Annotated in this window: 16 protein-coding genes; 11 read left to right on the forward strand and 5 right to left on the reverse strand. The window is 70.2% G+C overall.

Annotated elements, in window-relative coordinates; genetic code table 11:
• Positions 1-563 (reverse strand): LLM class flavin-dependent oxidoreductase (locus BCF44_RS47295; protein WP_116181218.1); only part of this gene is annotated, 563 nt, incomplete at its 3' end.
• Between the two features lie 157 nt (positions 564-720).
• On the opposite strand from BCF44_RS47295, the gene BCF44_RS47300 reads away from it, so the two are divergent.
• From BCF44_RS47300 to BCF44_RS47330, 7 genes are all read left to right on the forward strand, one after another.
• On the forward strand, positions 721-1,641 hold the full coding sequence (locus tag BCF44_RS47300; RefSeq protein WP_246016230.1) for an amino acid ABC transporter permease: 921 nt from the start codon (positions 721-723) through the stop codon (positions 1,639-1,641).
• Positions 1,638-2,399 (forward strand): amino acid ABC transporter ATP-binding protein, encoded by a 762-nt coding sequence (locus tag BCF44_RS47305; RefSeq protein ID WP_116181131.1) that lies wholly within the window; start codon positions 1,638-1,640, stop codon positions 2,397-2,399. Before BCF44_RS47300 ends, BCF44_RS47305 begins: the two co-directional genes overlap by 4 nt.
• 20 nt (positions 2,400-2,419) lie before the next feature.
• Positions 2,420-3,346 (forward strand): transporter substrate-binding domain-containing protein, encoded by a 927-nt coding sequence (locus BCF44_RS47310; RefSeq protein ID WP_116181220.1) that lies wholly within the window; start codon positions 2,420-2,422, stop codon positions 3,344-3,346.
• A 13-nt stretch (positions 3,347-3,359) separates the two neighbouring features.
• On the forward strand, positions 3,360-4,547 hold the full coding sequence (locus BCF44_RS47315; RefSeq protein WP_116181132.1) for an arylsulfotransferase family protein: 1,188 nt from the start codon (positions 3,360-3,362) through the stop codon (positions 4,545-4,547).
• 151 nt (positions 4,548-4,698) lie between these two features.
• Positions 4,699-5,589 (forward strand): glycoside hydrolase family 16 protein, encoded by an 891-nt coding sequence (locus tag BCF44_RS47320; RefSeq protein ID WP_116181221.1) that lies wholly within the window; start codon positions 4,699-4,701, stop codon positions 5,587-5,589.
• Positions 5,586-7,322, forward strand: a complete 1,737-nt coding sequence (locus tag BCF44_RS47325; RefSeq protein WP_116181133.1) for a coagulation factor 5/8 type domain-containing protein — start codon at positions 5,586-5,588, stop codon at positions 7,320-7,322. The genes BCF44_RS47320 and BCF44_RS47325 overlap by 4 nt, the downstream gene beginning before the upstream one ends.
• A 30-nt stretch (positions 7,323-7,352) precedes the next feature.
• Positions 7,353-8,288 (forward strand): glycoside hydrolase family 18 protein, encoded by a 936-nt coding sequence (locus tag BCF44_RS47330; RefSeq protein WP_116181134.1) that lies wholly within the window; start codon positions 7,353-7,355, stop codon positions 8,286-8,288.
• 39 nt (positions 8,289-8,327) lie between these two features.
• Here the strand turns inward: BCF44_RS47330 and BCF44_RS47335 are convergent, their stop codons facing one another.
• On the reverse strand, positions 8,328-9,308 hold the full coding sequence (locus tag BCF44_RS47335; RefSeq protein WP_116181135.1) for a sigma-70 family RNA polymerase sigma factor: 981 nt from the start codon (positions 9,306-9,308) through the stop codon (positions 8,328-8,330).
• 105 nt (positions 9,309-9,413) lie between these two features.
• On the opposite strand from BCF44_RS47335, the gene BCF44_RS47340 reads away from it, so the two are divergent.
• Both BCF44_RS47340 and BCF44_RS47345 read left to right on the forward strand, forming a co-directional pair.
• Complete coding sequence (locus tag BCF44_RS47340; protein ID WP_116181136.1) at positions 9,414-10,127, forward strand: SDR family NAD(P)-dependent oxidoreductase; 714 nt, start codon at positions 9,414-9,416, stop codon at positions 10,125-10,127.
• 11 nt (positions 10,128-10,138) lie between these two features.
• Positions 10,139-10,882 carry an isocitrate lyase/PEP mutase family protein gene (locus BCF44_RS47345; protein WP_116181137.1) on the forward strand — a complete coding sequence of 248 codons (744 nt, stop codon included), beginning with the start codon at positions 10,139-10,141 and terminating at the stop codon, positions 10,880-10,882.
• On the opposite strand, the gene BCF44_RS47350 is transcribed toward BCF44_RS47345, so the two are convergent.
• Genes BCF44_RS47350 through BCF44_RS47360 form a run of 3 tightly spaced genes read right to left on the reverse strand, consistent with a single transcriptional unit; the run spans position 10,864 to position 12,953 of the window.
• Complete coding sequence (locus BCF44_RS47350; protein ID WP_246016231.1) at positions 10,864-11,667, reverse strand: class I SAM-dependent methyltransferase; 804 nt, start codon at positions 11,665-11,667, stop codon at positions 10,864-10,866. The two genes, BCF44_RS47345 and BCF44_RS47350, sit on opposite strands and share 19 nt — an antisense overlap.
• A gap of 58 nt (positions 11,668-11,725) precedes the next feature.
• Positions 11,726-12,523, reverse strand: a complete 798-nt coding sequence (locus BCF44_RS47355) for an IclR family transcriptional regulator (RefSeq protein WP_147328942.1) — start codon at positions 12,521-12,523, stop codon at positions 11,726-11,728.
• Between the two features lie 31 nt (positions 12,524-12,554).
• The gene (locus BCF44_RS47360) at positions 12,555-12,953 is read right to left on the reverse strand and encodes a PPOX class F420-dependent oxidoreductase (protein WP_116181139.1); all 399 of its coding nucleotides are present in this window, start codon (positions 12,951-12,953) and stop codon (positions 12,555-12,557) included.
• Between the two features lie 192 nt (positions 12,954-13,145).
• On the opposite strand from BCF44_RS47360, the gene BCF44_RS47365 reads away from it, so the two are divergent.
• Both BCF44_RS47365 and BCF44_RS47370 read left to right on the forward strand, forming a co-directional pair.
• Entirely contained in the window at positions 13,146-13,544 is a 399-nt protein-coding gene (locus BCF44_RS47365; protein ID WP_116181140.1) for a hypothetical protein, read from the forward strand.
• Between the two features lie 152 nt (positions 13,545-13,696).
• Positions 13,697-16,555 carry a glycoside hydrolase family 2 protein gene (locus BCF44_RS47370; protein WP_116181141.1) on the forward strand — a complete coding sequence of 953 codons (2,859 nt, stop codon included), beginning with the start codon at positions 13,697-13,699 and terminating at the stop codon, positions 16,553-16,555.
• Positions 16,556-16,647 lie beyond the last annotated feature (92 nt).

The raw sequence follows: 16,647 nt of genomic DNA on the forward strand, positions 1-16,647 counted from the left end.
CCGACGAAGTCGATGTAGTGCAGGCGGTCGCGGTCCAGGTAGCGGCTGGTGGCGACGTCGCGGATGACCGCGTCGTCCTCCCACGAGTCCCACAGGTCACGGACGACCCGCGTCGAGTCGCGCGCCTCCCGCCGGGTGTTCTCGACGTGCGGCCGGCCCCACGCCCGCGCCGCCTCGGCGGCGACGCTCTCGCTCACCAGCCAGCCGGCCCGGCCGACCGAGATGTGGTCGATCGACGCCAGCTGGGAGGAGACGTGGAACGGCTCGGTGTAGGTGGTCGACACCGTGGGCACGACGCCGAGCGTGCTGGTCGCGGCGGCGATGAACGCGGCCCGTTCCACCGCGCCGATCCGGCCGACCGGATGCGGCCGGTCGTCGGGCGGCAGCAGATCGTCGTCCACTGTGGCCAGTGTGAAGCCGGAGTTCTCCACGACGGCGGCGACCGAGCGGACCCGGTGCGACGTCAGCAGGTGGTCCGGTGCGTGGGCGGCGCGTCGCCACGCCGCCGGGTGCGCGCCGTCACCGTCGATCTCGATGGCCAGATGCAGGCCGGGATTCGGCATGATCCAACCGTATGTCGGGTGGGAGATCCCGGCCCGGGCGTCCACACCGTGGAACGGGGCGGGCCCGCGTTGACGGTTGACGGCGGTGGCTGCCCATGATGGGCACGTGACGCGTTCGAACGATGCGCCGGTTGCTCTTGCGCGGCAAGAAGAATCGGTGTCCGACAGAAGTCTGTCGGACACCGAGCTTCTCTCGGCGCGCCTGGTTCCGCTGCGGCGGCCGGGGCAGTGGGTGTCGGCCGCGGCGGTGGTCGTGCTGCTGGCCATGGTGGTGCACACGCTGCTCACCAACCCGCGTTTCCAGTGGCCAGTCGTGTGGAGCTACTTCACCACCGGGCCGATCCTGCGCGGCCTGGTGCTGACGCTGTGGCTGACCGCCGCGGTGATGGTGTGCGGCTACGTCCTCGGCGTCGTGCTGGCGGTGATGCGGTTGTCCCGCAATCCCGTGCTGCGGGCCGTGAGCTTCGGTTACGTGTGGCTGGTGCGGTCGGTGCCGCCGCTGGTGCAGCTGCTGTTCTGGTACGAGCTCGCGTCGCTGTATCCCGAGCTGTCGCTGGGAATCCCGTTCGGACCGGCGTTCATCACCGTGAAGACGGCGCACCTGTTCACCGGGCTGCTCGCGGCCTTCGTCGGACTGACCCTGGACGTGGCGGCCTTCTCGTCGGAGATCATCCGCGGCGGCATCCTGTCGGTTGCGCCCGGCCAGACCGAGGCGGCGCAGGCGATCGGCCTCGGGCCGTGGCGGATCTTCCGCCGGATCGTGCTGCCGCAGGCGATGCCGGCGATCGTGCCGGCGTCGGGCAACATGCTGATCGGCATGCTCAAGGCGACGTCGATCGTGAGCGTGATCGCCGTGCAGGACCTGCTGTACTCGGTGCAGCTGATCTACAACCAGAACTTCCTGATCATCCCGCTGCTGCTGGTGGCGACGATCTGGTACATCCTGCTCACCACGGTGCTGTCCATCGGGCAGTACTACGTCGAGCGCCACTACGCGCGCGGCACCCGCCGACGCGATCCTCGCGGCCTGTGGACGATCGCCCGCGCGAATCTGCCGCTGTTCGGGGGGATCTCGTGACGCCGCTGGTGCGTGTTCGCGGGCTGCGCAAGAGTTTCGGCTCGCACGTGGTGCTCGACGACGTCGACCTGGACGTCCACGAGGGCGAGGTGGCCGTGCTGCTCGGGCCGTCCGGCGCGGGCAAGAGCACGCTGCTGCGCTGCGTGAACCACCTGGAGAGACCGGACGCCGGCTTCGTGCAGGTCGGCGGTGAGGTCATCGGCTACCGCCATTCCCGCCGCCGCCTGTACGAGCTGCCCGCGCGGGCGATCACCCGCCAGCGGGCCCAGATCGGCATGGTGTTCCAGCAGTTCAATCTGTTTCCGCACCTGACCGTGCTGGAGAACATCGTCGAAGGACCGGTCGCGACGGGACGGCTGTCCCGCCGGGACGCCGCCGGACAGGCGCGCGAACTGCTGGAGCGCGTCGGGCTCGGCGGCCGCGAACAGGCCTATCCGCGGCAGCTGTCCGGCGGCCAGCAGCAGCGCGTGGCGATCGCGCGGGCGCTGGCGATGCAGCCGCGGCTGATGCTGTTCGACGAGCCGACCAGCGCGCTGGACCCGGAACTGGTCGGCGAGGTCCTCGGCGTGATGAAGGACCTCGCGGCGACCGGCATGACGATGATCGTGGTGACGCACGAGATCGGTTTCGCGCGGGAGGTCGCCGACACGGTGGTCTTCCTCGACGGCGGCCGGATCGTCGAGTCCGGGCCGCCGGCCGACGTGCTCGACAACCCTCGCCACGACAGGGCGCGCGCGTTCCTGTCGGCGGTGCTGTGAAGAATCGGAAGGACTTTCCCGTGGCCAGATCAGGTGTTGTCGGATTGTCGCTCGCCGCGCTCGCGGTCGTGCTGACGGCGTGCGGGACGGGCAATGCCGCCGATCCGGCCGCCCCCACCTCGACATCGGTGGCGTTCCCGACGCAGGACGTGGTGTCGGCCGTCCAGACCGACGCGGCGGTGCGCGCGGAGCTCCCGCCGTCGACCAAGTCGCTGACCCTGGGCACGACCCTGGCGCCGGGCACCGCGAGCCTGCCGCACTCCGGCCAGGTCGACGGCGACAAGTACGTCGGCGTGGACGTGGATCTGCGCGACGCCGTGGCCAAGGTCCTCGGCATCACGTGGACGGTGCAGAACGGCACCTTCGAGACGATCATCCCCGGCGTGCAGAACGGCAAGTACGACGTGGGCCAGGACAACTTCGGCGTCACCGCGGCGCGGGAGAAGGTCGTGGACTTCGCGACCTACCTGACCGACGGCCAGTCCTTCCTCGGCCCCGCCGATCACGGCCCGAGCAGCGTCAATGCGCTGACCGACCTGTGCGGGCTGACCGTGGCGACCAGTCCCGGCTCGACGTTCCAGCAGATCCTCACCAGCGGCGCCGACAAGTGCGCCGCCGCCGGTAAGAAGCCGTACACGGTGCAGCTGTTCTCCGACACCGCGCCGATCTGGCTCGGCCTGGCCAACGGCAAGGTCGACGTCTACTTCGGACCGACGCTGAGCCTGAAGTACGACGAGAAGCACGTGCCGAACACGAAGTTCCTGGGGCAGTTCAGCTCCACGCCGGTCGGCTTCGTGACCGGCAAGGGCTCGCCGGTGGCCAAGGCGGTCAGCGACGCCGTGAACAAGCTGATCAAGACCGGCGACTACGCCAAGATCCTGGCCAAGTGGGGCGTCGACAGCTCCGGCATTCCGCAGTCCGCGGTCAATCCCGCGCCGACGCTCTGAAAGGCACATCGGCATGTCCAAGAACACCTTCGCGGTGGTCGCCGCCCTGACCGTGGCGGCAGTCGTCCCGGCGCCCGCTGTCGCCGCCGACGCGCAACTGCCGCCGCTCACCGTCCTCACCGACGCCGCCGGGGCCGGCAGCGGTGACATCTTCGTCTCGCCGACCTCCGCCGACGGCCGCTACGCCAACGGCGTGGAGATCCTCGACGCCAGCGGCAAGGACGTCGTCTGGTCGCACCCGGTGCCGGCCGGCCTCACCGCCGCGGACTTCCGCCGGCAGACCTACCGCGGCCAGCCGGTCCTGACGTGGTGGCAGGGCACCGGTCTGGGCGGGCTCGCTGCCGGCGTCGACGAGATCTACGACGCGAACCACCGCCCGCTCGCCGAGGTTCGCGCCGGCAACGGCTATCAGGCCGACGGGCACGAGTTCGTCATCACGCCCCGGAACACGGCCCTGATCCTGGCCTACCGCGCGGCCACCGCCGACCTGACGTCGATCGGCGGATCGGCGCACCAGAAGGTGATCGACGGCGTCGTGCAGGAGATCGACATCGCCAGCGGCAAGGTGTTGTTCCAGTGGGACAGCGCCGATCACGTCCCCTACGCGCAGAGCGAGCAGCCGCTGCCGGCGTCGCCGGACACCCCGTGGGACTGGTTCCACGTCAACGCCGTCAAGCAGGACGGCGACAACCTCTTGGTGGACGCGCGCGACACCTGGGCCGCGTACGAGATCTCCCGGCGGGACGGCCGAATCCTGTGGCAGCTGGGCGGCAGGGCGAGCTCCTTCACGGTGCGGGCGGCGGCCGGTCAGGAGTTGAACGCCGCCGGGGCGATCGTCGCCTGGCAGCACGATCCGGAGCCGCTGGGCGGCGGGTACTACACCTTCTTCGACAACGAGTCCGCCGGGACGGCGAACACCGGCAGCGGGGCCGTCTCCGAGCTGCCGTACAGCCGGGTCGTGCTGGTGCGGGTGGATCAGCGGAACCGCACGGCGACGCTGGTGCGGGCCGACGCCCAGCCGGCGGGCCTGACCGCGTCCTCGCAGGGCGACGCCCAGCCGGAGCCGGGCGGCGGGACGTTCGTCGGCTGGGGCTCGCTGCCGTACCTCTCCGAGTTCGACCGGCGCGGAGCAGTCGTGTTCAGCGCCAAGTTCCCGGCCGGTGTGAACACCTACCGCGCCTACCGGTTCGCCTGGCGCTGATGGGAAGGTACTCCCTGAACCTTCTTTCCGCGAGACTTATTCCAAGTCAAAACTGAACCTTGCCTCGCTGGTCTGGACCTCGGATACTGCTGACTACCGCCGTCAGCGAACGATCATGAGGGAGTATCGGATCCAGACCTGAGAGGTGATCATGACTGTGACGCCTACCCTGCGGCGATCACGGCGAATCCGCACCCGAGCGTGCCTCGCGGCGCTGCTCACGACCACTCTCGCGACCGCCGGCGTCGGGCCGGCGGTCGCGTCCAGCCCCCACGACGTGACCTTCTCCGACGACTTCGACGGCTCGGCCGGCGCCGGCGTCGATCTCGGCAAGTGGCACTTCGAGACCGGCGACAACGTCAACAACCACGAACGCGAGTGGTACACGGACGGCACCGACAACGCCGCGCTGGACGGCCAGGGCGATCTCGTCATCACCGCCAAAAGGGAGAATCCCGGCAACTACCAGTGCTGGTACGGCCCGTGTGAGTACACCTCGGCGCGGCTGTCCACCGCCGGCCAGTTCACCCAGGCCTACGGGCACTTCGAGGCCCGCATGAAGATCCCGCGCGGGCAGGGCATGTGGCCCGCGTTCTGGCTGCTCGGGGACGACATAGGCGACGTCGGCTGGCCGCAGTGCGGCGAGCTGGACATCATGGAGAACGTCGGTTTCGAGCCGACCACCGTGCACGGCACCATGCACGGCCCCGGCTACTCGGGCGCCAACGGCATCGGGGCCGGCTACGACGGGCCCGTCTTCGCCGACGACTTCCACACCTACGCCCTGGACTGGTCGCCGGGCTCGATCGGCTGGTCGGTCGACGGAAACCTGTACGAGACAAGGACTCCGGCCGATGTCGGCGGCAATCAGTGGGTCTTCGACCACCCCTTCCACATCATCCTCAACCTCGCGGTCGGCGGCGACTGGCCGGGCGACCCGGACGACAGCACGCAGTTCCCGCAGCAACTCGTCGTGGACTACGTGCACGTGACGTCCAGCGCCAGCGCATTCGCCCCGGGCCAGAGGAGGAAAGTCCGTTGAGGACGAGGGAACGGCTGTTCACGATCGTCCTGGGCGCGGCCCTGACCGCGCTCCTCGCGCCGACGGCCGGCGCCGCGCCGATCCCGGTGGCGCACGCCGCTGGTGACGCGCCCGATTTCGGGCCCAATGTGAAGATCTTCGACCCGTCGATGTCCTCCTCGGACATCCAGTCGCAGCTCGACGGCATCTTCAACCAGCAGCAGGGCAACGAGTTCGGCGGCGAGCGCTACGCGGTGCTGTTCAAGCCCGGCACGTACAGCAACGACGTCAACGTCGGCTACTACACCCAGGTGCTCGGCCTGGGCCAGAATCCCGACGATGTCACCATCAACGGCGCGGTGCACGTCCAGGACCAGGGCGGCGGCGCACTGGTCAACTTCTGGCGCGGCGCGGAGAACCTGGCGGTGAACCCGTCCGGCGGCACCGACACCTGGGCGGTGTCGCAGGCGTCGCCGATGCGGCGTGTGGACATCCACGGCGATCTCCAGCTCTCCGACAGCGGCTACTCCAGCGGCGGCTTCCTCGCCGACGCGAACGTGACCGGCCAGGTCCGATCCGGCTCGCAGCAACAGTGGTTGTCCCGCAACACATCGTGGGGGAGTTGGGACGGCGGCAACTGGAACATGGTCTTCGTCGGCGCGCGGAACGCACCGGCGCAGTCCTTCCCCAACCCGCCGGAGACCACGGTCGACCAGACGCCCGTGGTACGGGAGAAGCCGTTCCTCTACATCGACGGTTCCGGCAACTACCAGGTGTTCGTGCCGGGTGTGCGGACCAACAGCGCCGGCACCAGCTGGGGCGGCGGGTCCGCGCCCGGCTCGTCGCTCTCGATCGACAAGTTCTCCATCGTCAAGCCCGGCGACACCGCCGACACGATCAACGGGGCGCTGGCGGCCGGCCAGAACCTGCTGTTCACGCCGGGCGTCTACCACCTGGGCAGCGAGATCCACGTGACCAGGCCCGACACCGTGGTGCTGGGCCTGGGCCTTGCGACCCTCACGCCGGACAACGGCAACGCGGCGATGACGGTCGACGACGTCAACGGCGTGGAGATCGCCGGGCTGCTGTTCGACGCCGGGTCGAACGGCTCCCAGCAGCTGCTGAACGTCGGCCCGAGCGGGTCGAGCGCCGACCACGGCGGCGACCCGACCACGCTGTCGGACGTGTTCTTCCGCGTCGGCGGGGCCGGGGTCGGCAAGGTGAACCAGGCGCTGGTGGTCAACAGCAACAACGTCATCACCGACGACATGTGGGTCTGGCGGGCCGATCACGGCGACGGCGTCGGCTGGTACGACAACACCGCGAACAACGGCGTGGTCGTCGACGGCAACAACGTCACCGCGTACGGGCTGGCGGTCGAACACTTCCAGCAGTACCAGGTGATCTGGAACGGCAATGGCGGCCGCACCTACTTCTTCCAGAACGAGATGCCCTACGACGTCCCGGATCAGGGCGCCTGGCGCGGCGACGGCAACGGGTACGCGGCCTACAAGGTCGCCGACAATGTCACCGATCACCAGGCCTGGGGCCTTGGCAGCTACTGCTACTTCAGCACGAACCCGAGCGTCGTGGCCGACCGGGCCTTCGAGGCGCCGAACACGCAGGGCGTCAGTTTCCACGACCTGGTCACGGTTTCGCTGGGCGGCACCGGAACCATCAACAACATCATCAACGACGCCGGCGGCGCGGTGAACGGCGGCAACACCGTCGCGGACCTCACCGACTACCCGTAACGCGTGATCCCTGCGCTCATTGGAGAGCACATGCCCTGCACTCGCACGACATCGTTGCGTGCCGGCGCGCTCGCGGTCGGGGTCGCCCTGTTCGGCCTCGCACCGGCGGCGCACGCCGCACCGCACGCCCTGCCGGCGCACTTCGCCGCGCCGTACCTGGAACTCAGCGACTCCACCGCCGGCCTGATGGCCGAGGACATGCAGGCCACCGGCACCAACCACTTCACGCTGGCCTTCCTCATCCCGCAGAACGGCTGCACCGCCCAGTGGGAAGCCGGCGGCGCTCCCGTCGGCTCCTACGCCCAGCAGATCAGGGACCTCCAGTCCGCCGGCGGTGAGGTGATCATCTCCTTCGGCGGGGCCGAGGGCGGCGAACTGGCCCAGACCTGCACCTCCGTGCCGGACCTGACGGCCGCCTACGCCAACGTCGTCGACACGTACGGCGTCACGCGGCTGGACTTCGACATCGAGGGCGACACCCTGAACGACACCGCCGCCAACCAGCGCCGCAACCAGGCGCTGGCCGCGCTGCAACAACAGAATCCCGCCGTGCAGGTGGACTACACCGTGGGCGTGTCCCCGGGCGTCGGCCTGCGCGACGGCGAAATGGCCGTCCTCCAGGACGCCCAGTCGCAGGGCGTGAGCGTCAGCACCGTCGACGTCATGGCCATGGACTTCGGCGACGGCGAGAGCCCGCTCAACGACGGGATCTCGGCGGCGCAGGCGACGAGCAACCAGCTCGCCGCGCTCTACGGCGTCTCCCAGTCCGAGGCCTACGGCCGGATCGGCATCACGCCGATCGCCGGCCAGAACGACGACAACGAGTACTTCAGCCAGGACGACGCGTCCACGCTGGAGAACTTCGCGGCGTCCAACGGGTTGCAGCTGCTGGCCTTCTGGGAGGTCGCCAGCTACGACAAGGCCACCGGCTACGCCTACTCGCGGATCTTCAACCAGCTCCACTAGCGCACCGGTGGCCGGCCCGGACCGGGCCGGCCACCGGCGTCAGTCGAGCGTGCGAGGCAGGCCGAAGTACGGCGCGACCGCCGTGTCGAACCGGGTGAACGCGCAGACCTTGTCGCCATCGAGACCGATCACGACGACACCGGCGAGGCGGAGGCTGCCGGTGATCCCGTCGCGCATGTACTCGCCCCAGGCCGGCTGGCCGTTCGCGCGCACGGGCACCACGTGGTCGATCCGCCCCAGCAGCGAGCGGATGACGCCGAAGAAGCGGTGCACCGCCTCGGTTCCGCGGTACTCGAACGGCAGCGGCGGCATGCGCACCCAGATGTCGTCGGTCATCAGCGCCAGGAGCGCATCGACGTCGAGCTCGGTGAAGGCCGTGACGAAGCGGTCCAGCAGCGCCTGCTCCTCCGGGCCGCCCGGCGCGGGCGGCTGCGGCGAGCGTGCGGTGTTCATCGTCGCGCGGGCGCGCCGAAGGGCGCTGGTGACGGCGTCCTCGGTGAGCCCGAGCAGCTCGGCGGTCTCGGCGGCGCGGTACCCGAGCACGTCGCGCAGCAGGAGCACGGCGCGTTGGTTCGGCGGCAGCAGCTGCACGGCGGTGACGAACGCGAGCGAGATCGCCTCCCGGGACTCGTACCGTGCCTCGGGGCCCGGAGCCTGGTCGGAGAGCTCCTCCCACAGCACGTCGGGGTACGGCTGGAGCCACAGCACCTCGCCCAGGCGGGTCGGCTCGGGCAGCGGCGGCGCCTCCGGCGGGGCCGCCGGCTGCCGGCCGCTGGAACGCAGCATGTTCAGGCACCGGTTGGTGGCGATGCGGTACAGCCAGGTGCGCAGGGACGACCGCTGCTCGAACCCGTCGAGGCCGAGCCACGCCGACAGCAGCGTCTCCTGGAGCGCGTCCTCGGCGTCCTGCACCGAGCCGAGCATGCGGTAGCAGTGCACCCGCAGCTCGGTGCGATGCGGCTGGACCAGGGCGCTGAACGCGTCCCGGTCGCCGGCGCGGGCCCGCTGGAGCAGTTCCATCCGACACCTCCGTCAAGAATCCTCTCCTGTGCAGACCCCGGCGGCCGGCAAAACTGGTCGCTCCCGGACCGACCAGTTTCCGACGATCGCTGTGTCTCCAAGTCCATGAACATCACCGACAAGACCGTGTTGATCACCGGCGCCAACCGTGGCCTCGGGCAGGCGCTGGTCGAGGAGGCACTTCGGCGCGGGGTGGGGCGCGTCCACGCCGCCGCCCGCCGGCCCGTCACCCATCCGGACGGGCGGGTCACGCCCATCGCCCTGGACGTCACCGACGCCGCCCAGGTGCGAGCCGCCGCCCAGACCGTCGGCTCGCTCGACGTCCTCGTCAACAACGCCGGCATCTCCGTGCCCGACGACCTCGGCGACCCGACCGCCCTCGACCAGCACCTCGCCGTCAACCTCTTCGGCACCTACGGCGTCACCATGGCGTTCCTGCCGGCGCTGACCGCATCCCGGGGCGCCATCGTGAACGTGCTGTCGCTCGCATCCCTGGCCACCGTGCCGATCACCCCGGCGTACGCGATCTCCAAGGCAGCCGCCTTCTCGCTGTCCCAGTCGCTGCGGGCCCTGCTTGCCGGGCGCGGCGTGACCGTGCACGCCGCGCTGCCCGGCCCGATCGACACGGACATGATCCGCGGCTGGGAGATCCCGAAGGCCCCGCCGGCGGCCGTCGCGCGGGCCATCCTCGACGGGCTCGCCGACGGCGAGGACGAGATCTTCCCCGACCCGATGTCGGCGGCGCTGGCCGAGGGCTGGCGCGACGGCCCGGCCAAGGCCCTCGAACGCCAGAACACCGCCCTCCTCCCGGTCAACTGAAAGGAAACCTCATGTCCGTCGATCTGAAGGCGCACGCCGTGCGGCTGCGAGACCTGCACCACGGCGAGGAGATGCTCGTCCTGCCGAACGCGTGGGATGCGGCCAGTGCCAAGGTGGTGGCTGCCGCGGGGTATCCCGCCGTCGCCACCAGCAGCGCCGCGACCGCCGCGCAGCTCGGCCTCCCTGACGGCGAGGGCGCGCCGTGGCCGGAGATGTTCGCCGCCGCCGGTCGGATCGCCCGCGCGGTGACGGTGCCCGTCACCATGGACGCCGAGGCTGGTTACGGCCTGCGGCCTCGGGAACTGGTGGACCAGCTGCTGGAGATCGGCGTGGTCGGCTGCAACCTGGAGGACACCGACCACCGTGCCGGCGGGCTCGTCGACGCCGGCCGGCAGGCCGAGTACCTCGCGGCGGTCCGGTCCGCCGCCGACGACGCCGGGATCCCGATCGTCGTCAACGCGCGGATCGACGTCTTCCTTGCCGGGGCCGGCCTGGCCGAGGCTGTCCGGCGCGGCCGGCAATACCTGGCGGCGGGGGCCGACTGCGTCTATCCGATCGGGATCGCCGACGAGCGGGACATAGCCGCGTTCGTCACCGAGGTGCCGGGGCCGGTCAACGCCAACACCAGGCCGGACGGCCTCGGCCTGGCCGAGCTCCGGAAACTGGGCGTTGCGCGCGTTTCCTACGGGCCGCGGTTCTATCGCCGGGCCCTGGCCGACCTGGAGGCGGCGCTCCGTCAGGAGCGGGCGGTCTGACCGCGCACCGCCCAGGCGCGGGCGGTCAGCGGGATGGATCCGTCGTCGAGCGTGGTCAGGCGGATCCGGAGCAGGTCGCGGACGGCGCGGCGGTGGTCGTCGGGCAATGACGCCAGATAGCCGGGTGCCGGGCCCTGGCCGCCGAGGAAGGGCTGCCAGTAGTCGTCGAAATCGGTGAAGACGGTCGGCACCTCGATGGACTCGACCTGCACGTCGAGGAGGCCGGCCGCCGCCCACAGCGCGGCGAGCGGCTCGGGCCGGCACAGCGGGAAGCGCCGGCCCTCGTCGAGGTCGGCCGCTTTCGGGTCGACGGCGATCACGGCGTCCCAGAAGTGGCGCAGCATGGCCATGCCCTCGGCGTAGTCCCAGACGTAGACGGCCGCGACGCCGCCGGGCGCGAGGACCCGCGCGAACTCGGCGGCGGCACGGGCCGGGGCGGGCACGAAGTTCAGCGCCAGCCCGCTGACCGCGGCGTCGAGGCTGCGTGGCGGCAGCGGCAGGTCCCGGGCGTCGCCGACGCGGAAGGACGCCCGCGGATCGACGACGTCGGCCCGGGCGCCGGCCAGGAATCCCTCGGACGGGTCGACGCCGACGATGTCGCCGGGATCGGCCACGGCCAGCACCGTCGCCGTCAGCGCGCCGGTGCCGCAGCCCACGTCCAGCCACCGCCGGCCGGCGGGCACGTCCAGCCAGCGCACGAACCGCTCGGCGACCACCCGACTCCACCGTCCGATGTACGCCTCGTATGCGTCGCCCACCGCCCACACGTCGTGTTTCTGCGGCACGGGCCGACGGTACGCCGACATGGGCGGGCGGGAAATGCTCGATCACGTCGTGACCGGATCAGGCGAAAGGATTTCGCTTTCGCAGGATCGACCGCAGCCGGTCCATTTCCTCCACCACGGTGCGCGCCACCGCCGCACGGGCTGCCGGGCCGAAGCGCGATTCGGGTGCGGTGACGGCATAAACCGCCAGGCCAGGCTGAATCCAGGGGATCGGCGCGGCGATCGTCACCACGTCGTCGAGCGTCTCCACGAGGTAGCCCAGCTCGCGACCGAGCCTGAGCTCGGCCAGCAGCGTGTCGACGCCGCCGGCGGGCTCGGGCACGTCCGGCTCGGACAGCAGCGCCCGGACGCCGGCCTCGTCCAGGTCGAGCAGCAGGGCCTTGCCCGCCGCGCCGCGGGTGAGCGGGAACTCCACGCCGATGCCGGTCTCGATCCGCTGCGGATGCGGGCCGGGCAACTCCTGGGTGCAGGTGCACCTGTTGCCCAGCCGCCAGCAGACGGCGACGGTCTCGCCGGTCAGCGCCCGCAGCCGGATCAGGCTGGTCTGGGTCTGGGCGACGAGGGCGTCGCGGTGCAGCATGACGCCGGCCAGCCGCAGAATCTCCGGCCCTGGGCTGTAGGCCCGGCTGTCCCGGTCGAACACGAGGAAGCGCTCGGCCTCCAACGCGCGCAGCAGGCGGTACGCGGTCGGCAGCGAGTAGCCGAACAGCGCGGCCACCTCGGGGCCGGTCAGCGTCGGCCGCTGCGCGGTGAATGCGCGCAGGATCGACAGCGCGCGGAAGACGCTCTGCGTCCCGGTCACCGCCGGCTCGACCTCGGTCAGGATCCGCTCCGATCCGCTCGTCGTGTGGGGCAAGTCTGGCGTCACCGCGGGCCGGCCCGCCAGTTCAGAAGGTGACCTCGACGCCCACCCACGGATCGGGCTTGCGGCGCACCGCGTACCAGGCGTGGACCAGGCGCGCGAGCGGCGTCTTGCGGGCCATCAGCCGGTACGCCTGCTGCGTCTCGTCGGCGTCCAGAATCCGGCCGACGCCCGCGATGGTCGCCGCGCCGGCCGGGATCGCACCGGCGGAGTCGCACGGCGCCACCGTCACCCGAGAATTGTTCCGGAGGCGTTTGAGTTTGCCGGTGTCGGCGTAGCTCAGGATGTAGAGCGTGCCGTCGCTCACAACGCCGCCGACGGGAGTCGCGACCGCCCGGCCGTCCTTGCGGAATGTGGTCAATCGGACGTTCCTGCTCGCCGCGATACGGGCGATCGCCTCGGGTTTCGATTCCTGCGATGTCATGCCCGAACCCTACATTCCGAGGCCCGAACCGCGCCCGACCTGCTGTTCGATGAGTGCCGTGGCCGGTCACGATGTGATCGGCGAGGATTTTGGCAATCACATGGTGGCCGTTCCTTGTCCGTCATTTCACCGGTTGGAGATGATGTCGGCCGGGTGGATTCAGCGTCTTGAAATGAGTGTTAACGTGAGTTCATGCTCACCCACACCAAAGCCGGCTGGACCGTTGCCGCCGCCGGCCTGATCGCTTTCTCCATGGGCGTCGCCGGCCTGGTCGACCAGGATGGCCAGTTGCGGCTGCTCGGCGTCGACCCGAGCACGATTCCCGCCGACGACCCGCTGCGGATCACCCTGACCAGCGGCTCGGTCGCGGCGGCGAACAACGGCGCCGCGTTCGTGCTGGGGGTGGCCAAGTCGTGGCCGTGGTTCCCGCACTTCACGGTGGCCACCCGCAGCGCGCAGGCGGTCGGCTTCCTGGCCAGGATCGCCACCGGCCGCGCGCCGAGGTCCTATCTCGGCGCGGCGATATGGGAGGCGGCGGGCGCGGCGCTCACCGTGGGCGCCCTCTGGCTGGACCGGCGGGCATCCCGCTGACACCGGAAATCGGCGGACTGCGTGGGATGGCCTGAGGGACAGGGCAACGAGGGGCGAGGGGCACGGACCGAGGGACGGTCGAACCTACCGGCCGGCGGGGTTGTGTGTTAGGAAACCTTCTGAACTATTTCCGCGGCGGGGAGCGAAGGCTGATGAGACGAACGCTGGGCACGGTGCTGGCGTGCGCGGTGGCGGTGGGCATGGCGGCCGCCGGGGTGGTGCCGGTGGCGGCGACGCCGGCGTCCCCGGAGACGGGCCTGACGACGCTGGGGCTTCAGGGCTGGCAGGTGCAGAGCAGCGCGCAGGCCAGCCAGTCGGGCACGGAGATCTCCAAGCCGGGCTTCGACACCGGCAGCTGGCTGAAGGTCCGCCCGGACGACGGCGGCGCGCCGGGCACGGAGATCGAGGCGCTGGTCCAGAACGGGAAGTGCCCGAACGTCTACTTCTCCGACAACCTGCGCAAGTGCTTCGGTTACACCACCGACAACGCGGGCCCGGTGACGATCCCGCAGTTCGCGGTGCCCTGGTGGTACCGCACCGACTTCACCGCCGACCTGGGCAGCGGCGGCACCGCACAACTGGTCGTGAACGGCGTGATCGGCAAGGCCGACGTGTGGGTCAACGGCCACCAGGTGGCCAGCAGCACCACGGTCACGGGTGCGTACACGCGGTTCACCTTCGACGTCTCGAAGATCCTCACCAGCGGCCGCAACTCGGTGGCGCTGGAGATGTACCCGAACGACCCGGGCAGCATGTTCACGGTCTCGGACGTGGACTGGAACCAGGTCCCGCCGGACAACAACACGGGCATCCACTACCCGGTCCAGCTCCGCGTCTCCGATGCGCTGACGGCCGGCAACGCCCGCGTGGTCCAGGACAACGCCAAGGACCTGAGCCGCTCGACGCTGACGCCGAAGACGGACGTCACCAACAACTCCGACCACGCGGCGACGACCCTGGCGAAGGCCACGGTGACGGGCCCGGACGGTCGGCAGACCACGGTGGCGCAGACGGTGACCGTGCCGGCGCACAGCACCCAGACGGTCACCTTCCACACCATCACCATCGACCACCCGAAGATCTGGTGGCCGTACTACCTGGGCGGCCAGCCGCTCTACACGCTGACGACCTCGGTGCCGGGCAGCGGCACGAGCGAGCAGTTCGGTATCCGCACCGTGACCACGCGGCTGGTCGGCGCGTCGCCGGAGGCCCCGCAGGGCGTCCGCAGCTACGCGGTCAACGGCAGGCCGCTGGTGATCCGCGGCGCCGGCTTCGCCGAGGACCTGTTGCTGCACTACGACTCGGCCGACATCGCCAGGCAGATCCAGCTGCTCAAGAACATGGGCATCAACCTCGTGCGAGTCGAGGGCCACTTCCTGCCCGACGACTTCTACAACCAGATGGACCGCGCCGGCATCGTCGTCGACGCGGGTTTCTCGTGCTGCGACCGCTGGGAGCTGCCGGGCGACGAGAAGGGCGTCACCGACGCGGACTTCCACGTGATCCAGCTGTCCGCGCAGACGGTCGGCGAGCGCCTGCGTGACCACCCGAGCGTGATCACGTTCAGCTGGAGCGACAACCAGCCCACGCCGCGCCAGGAAGCGGTGGCGTTGCAGGGCTTCAAGGACGCCGGCTTCACGCAGCCGCTGGTGGCCTCCGCGGAGTACAAGGCCAGCCCGCAGCTGGGCCAGGCCGGTGAGAAGGAGGGCCCGTACGACTACGTGCCGCCGTCCTACTTCTACGACACCAGCCACTTCGACCCGACGGACGACTCCCGCACCAACGTAGGCGGCTCGTGGGGCTTCGACAGCGAGCAGAGCGCCGGCGACACGGTGCCGACGCGGGACTCGCTCAACCGGTTCATGACCGCGGACGAGCAGGCCAAGCTGTGGCAGGACCCCGCCTACAACCAGTACCACCTGAACTTCGAGGCGGACCACGGCGGCTACAACTTCGGCACGCTGTTCACCTTCGACCAGGCCCTCCAGAACCGGTACGGCCAGTGGTCGGGCCTCGACCAGTACATCCAGCGGGCGCAGGTGCAGAACTACGAGAACACCCGCTCGCAGTTCGAGGCGTTCATCGACCACTCGACGAACCAGCCGACGCCGGCCACCGGCACGATCTACTGGCAGGGCAACAAGGGCTGGCCGAGTCTACTGTGGACGCTGTACAACAACGACGGCGACCAGGCCGGCAGCTTCTTCGGCGCCAAGAAGGCGAACGAGCCGCTGCACGTGCAGTACGCCTACGACGACGGCGGCGTCACCATCGACAACCTCGGCGCCGACAGGCAGGACGGCCTGACCGTCGAGTCCAAGGTGTACGACACGGCCGGCAAGGTGCTGGACGACCAGCACTCGCAGCCGGCCGGCCTGGACAGCCAGCAGGTGCGCAACGACGTGCTCAAGCCGAAGACGCCCGCGGTCACCGCGCCGCCGGCCAAGGCCAGCACGTACTTCGTGGAGCTGCTGCTGCGCAAGGGCGATCAGGTCGTGGACCGGAACGTGTACTGGCTGTCCACCCAGCAGGACGTGGTGGACTGGCAGTCGACCTACGGCAACCCGCAGGCGACCATGAGCCAGTACGGGAACCTCCAGGGCCTCCAGGATCTGGTCCAGGCCAAGGTGTCGGCGGTGGCGTCGTCGGAGAAGCAGCGCGACGGCAGGCAGGTCACGAAGGTGACCGTCACCAACACCTCGACGCAGCCGGTGGTCGGCTTCTTCCTGCGGGCGGACATCCGCCGCGGCAACGCGGACGGCAGCGAGCAGGCGGGCGACAACCAGGTCACCTCGGGGCTGTGGAGCGACAACGACGTCACGTTGTGGCCGGGGGAGTCGCAGACTCTCACCGTCACCTACAACGCGGCGGACCTGCACGGCGCGACGCCGGTGGTGAGCCTGCAAGGCTGGAACCTGCCGAAGTTCGACGTGAAGGCCGGCAGTGACGCCGGGTCGTGCGCGGCGCAGCAGGCGGCGGCCGCGAAGGCCGACGTGCTGCACATCGGATAGTCGATCAGCAGTGGAACGGCGTCGCCGGGGTTTCCCGGCGACGCCGTTCCGTGCGAACGGGCAGGACAATGTGAACGCGCTGCTGCCACCGG

It is taken from the genome of Kutzneria buriramensis (genome assembly GCF_003387475.1).
GTDB lineage: Bacteria > Actinomycetota > Actinomycetes > Mycobacteriales > Pseudonocardiaceae > Kutzneria > Kutzneria buriramensis.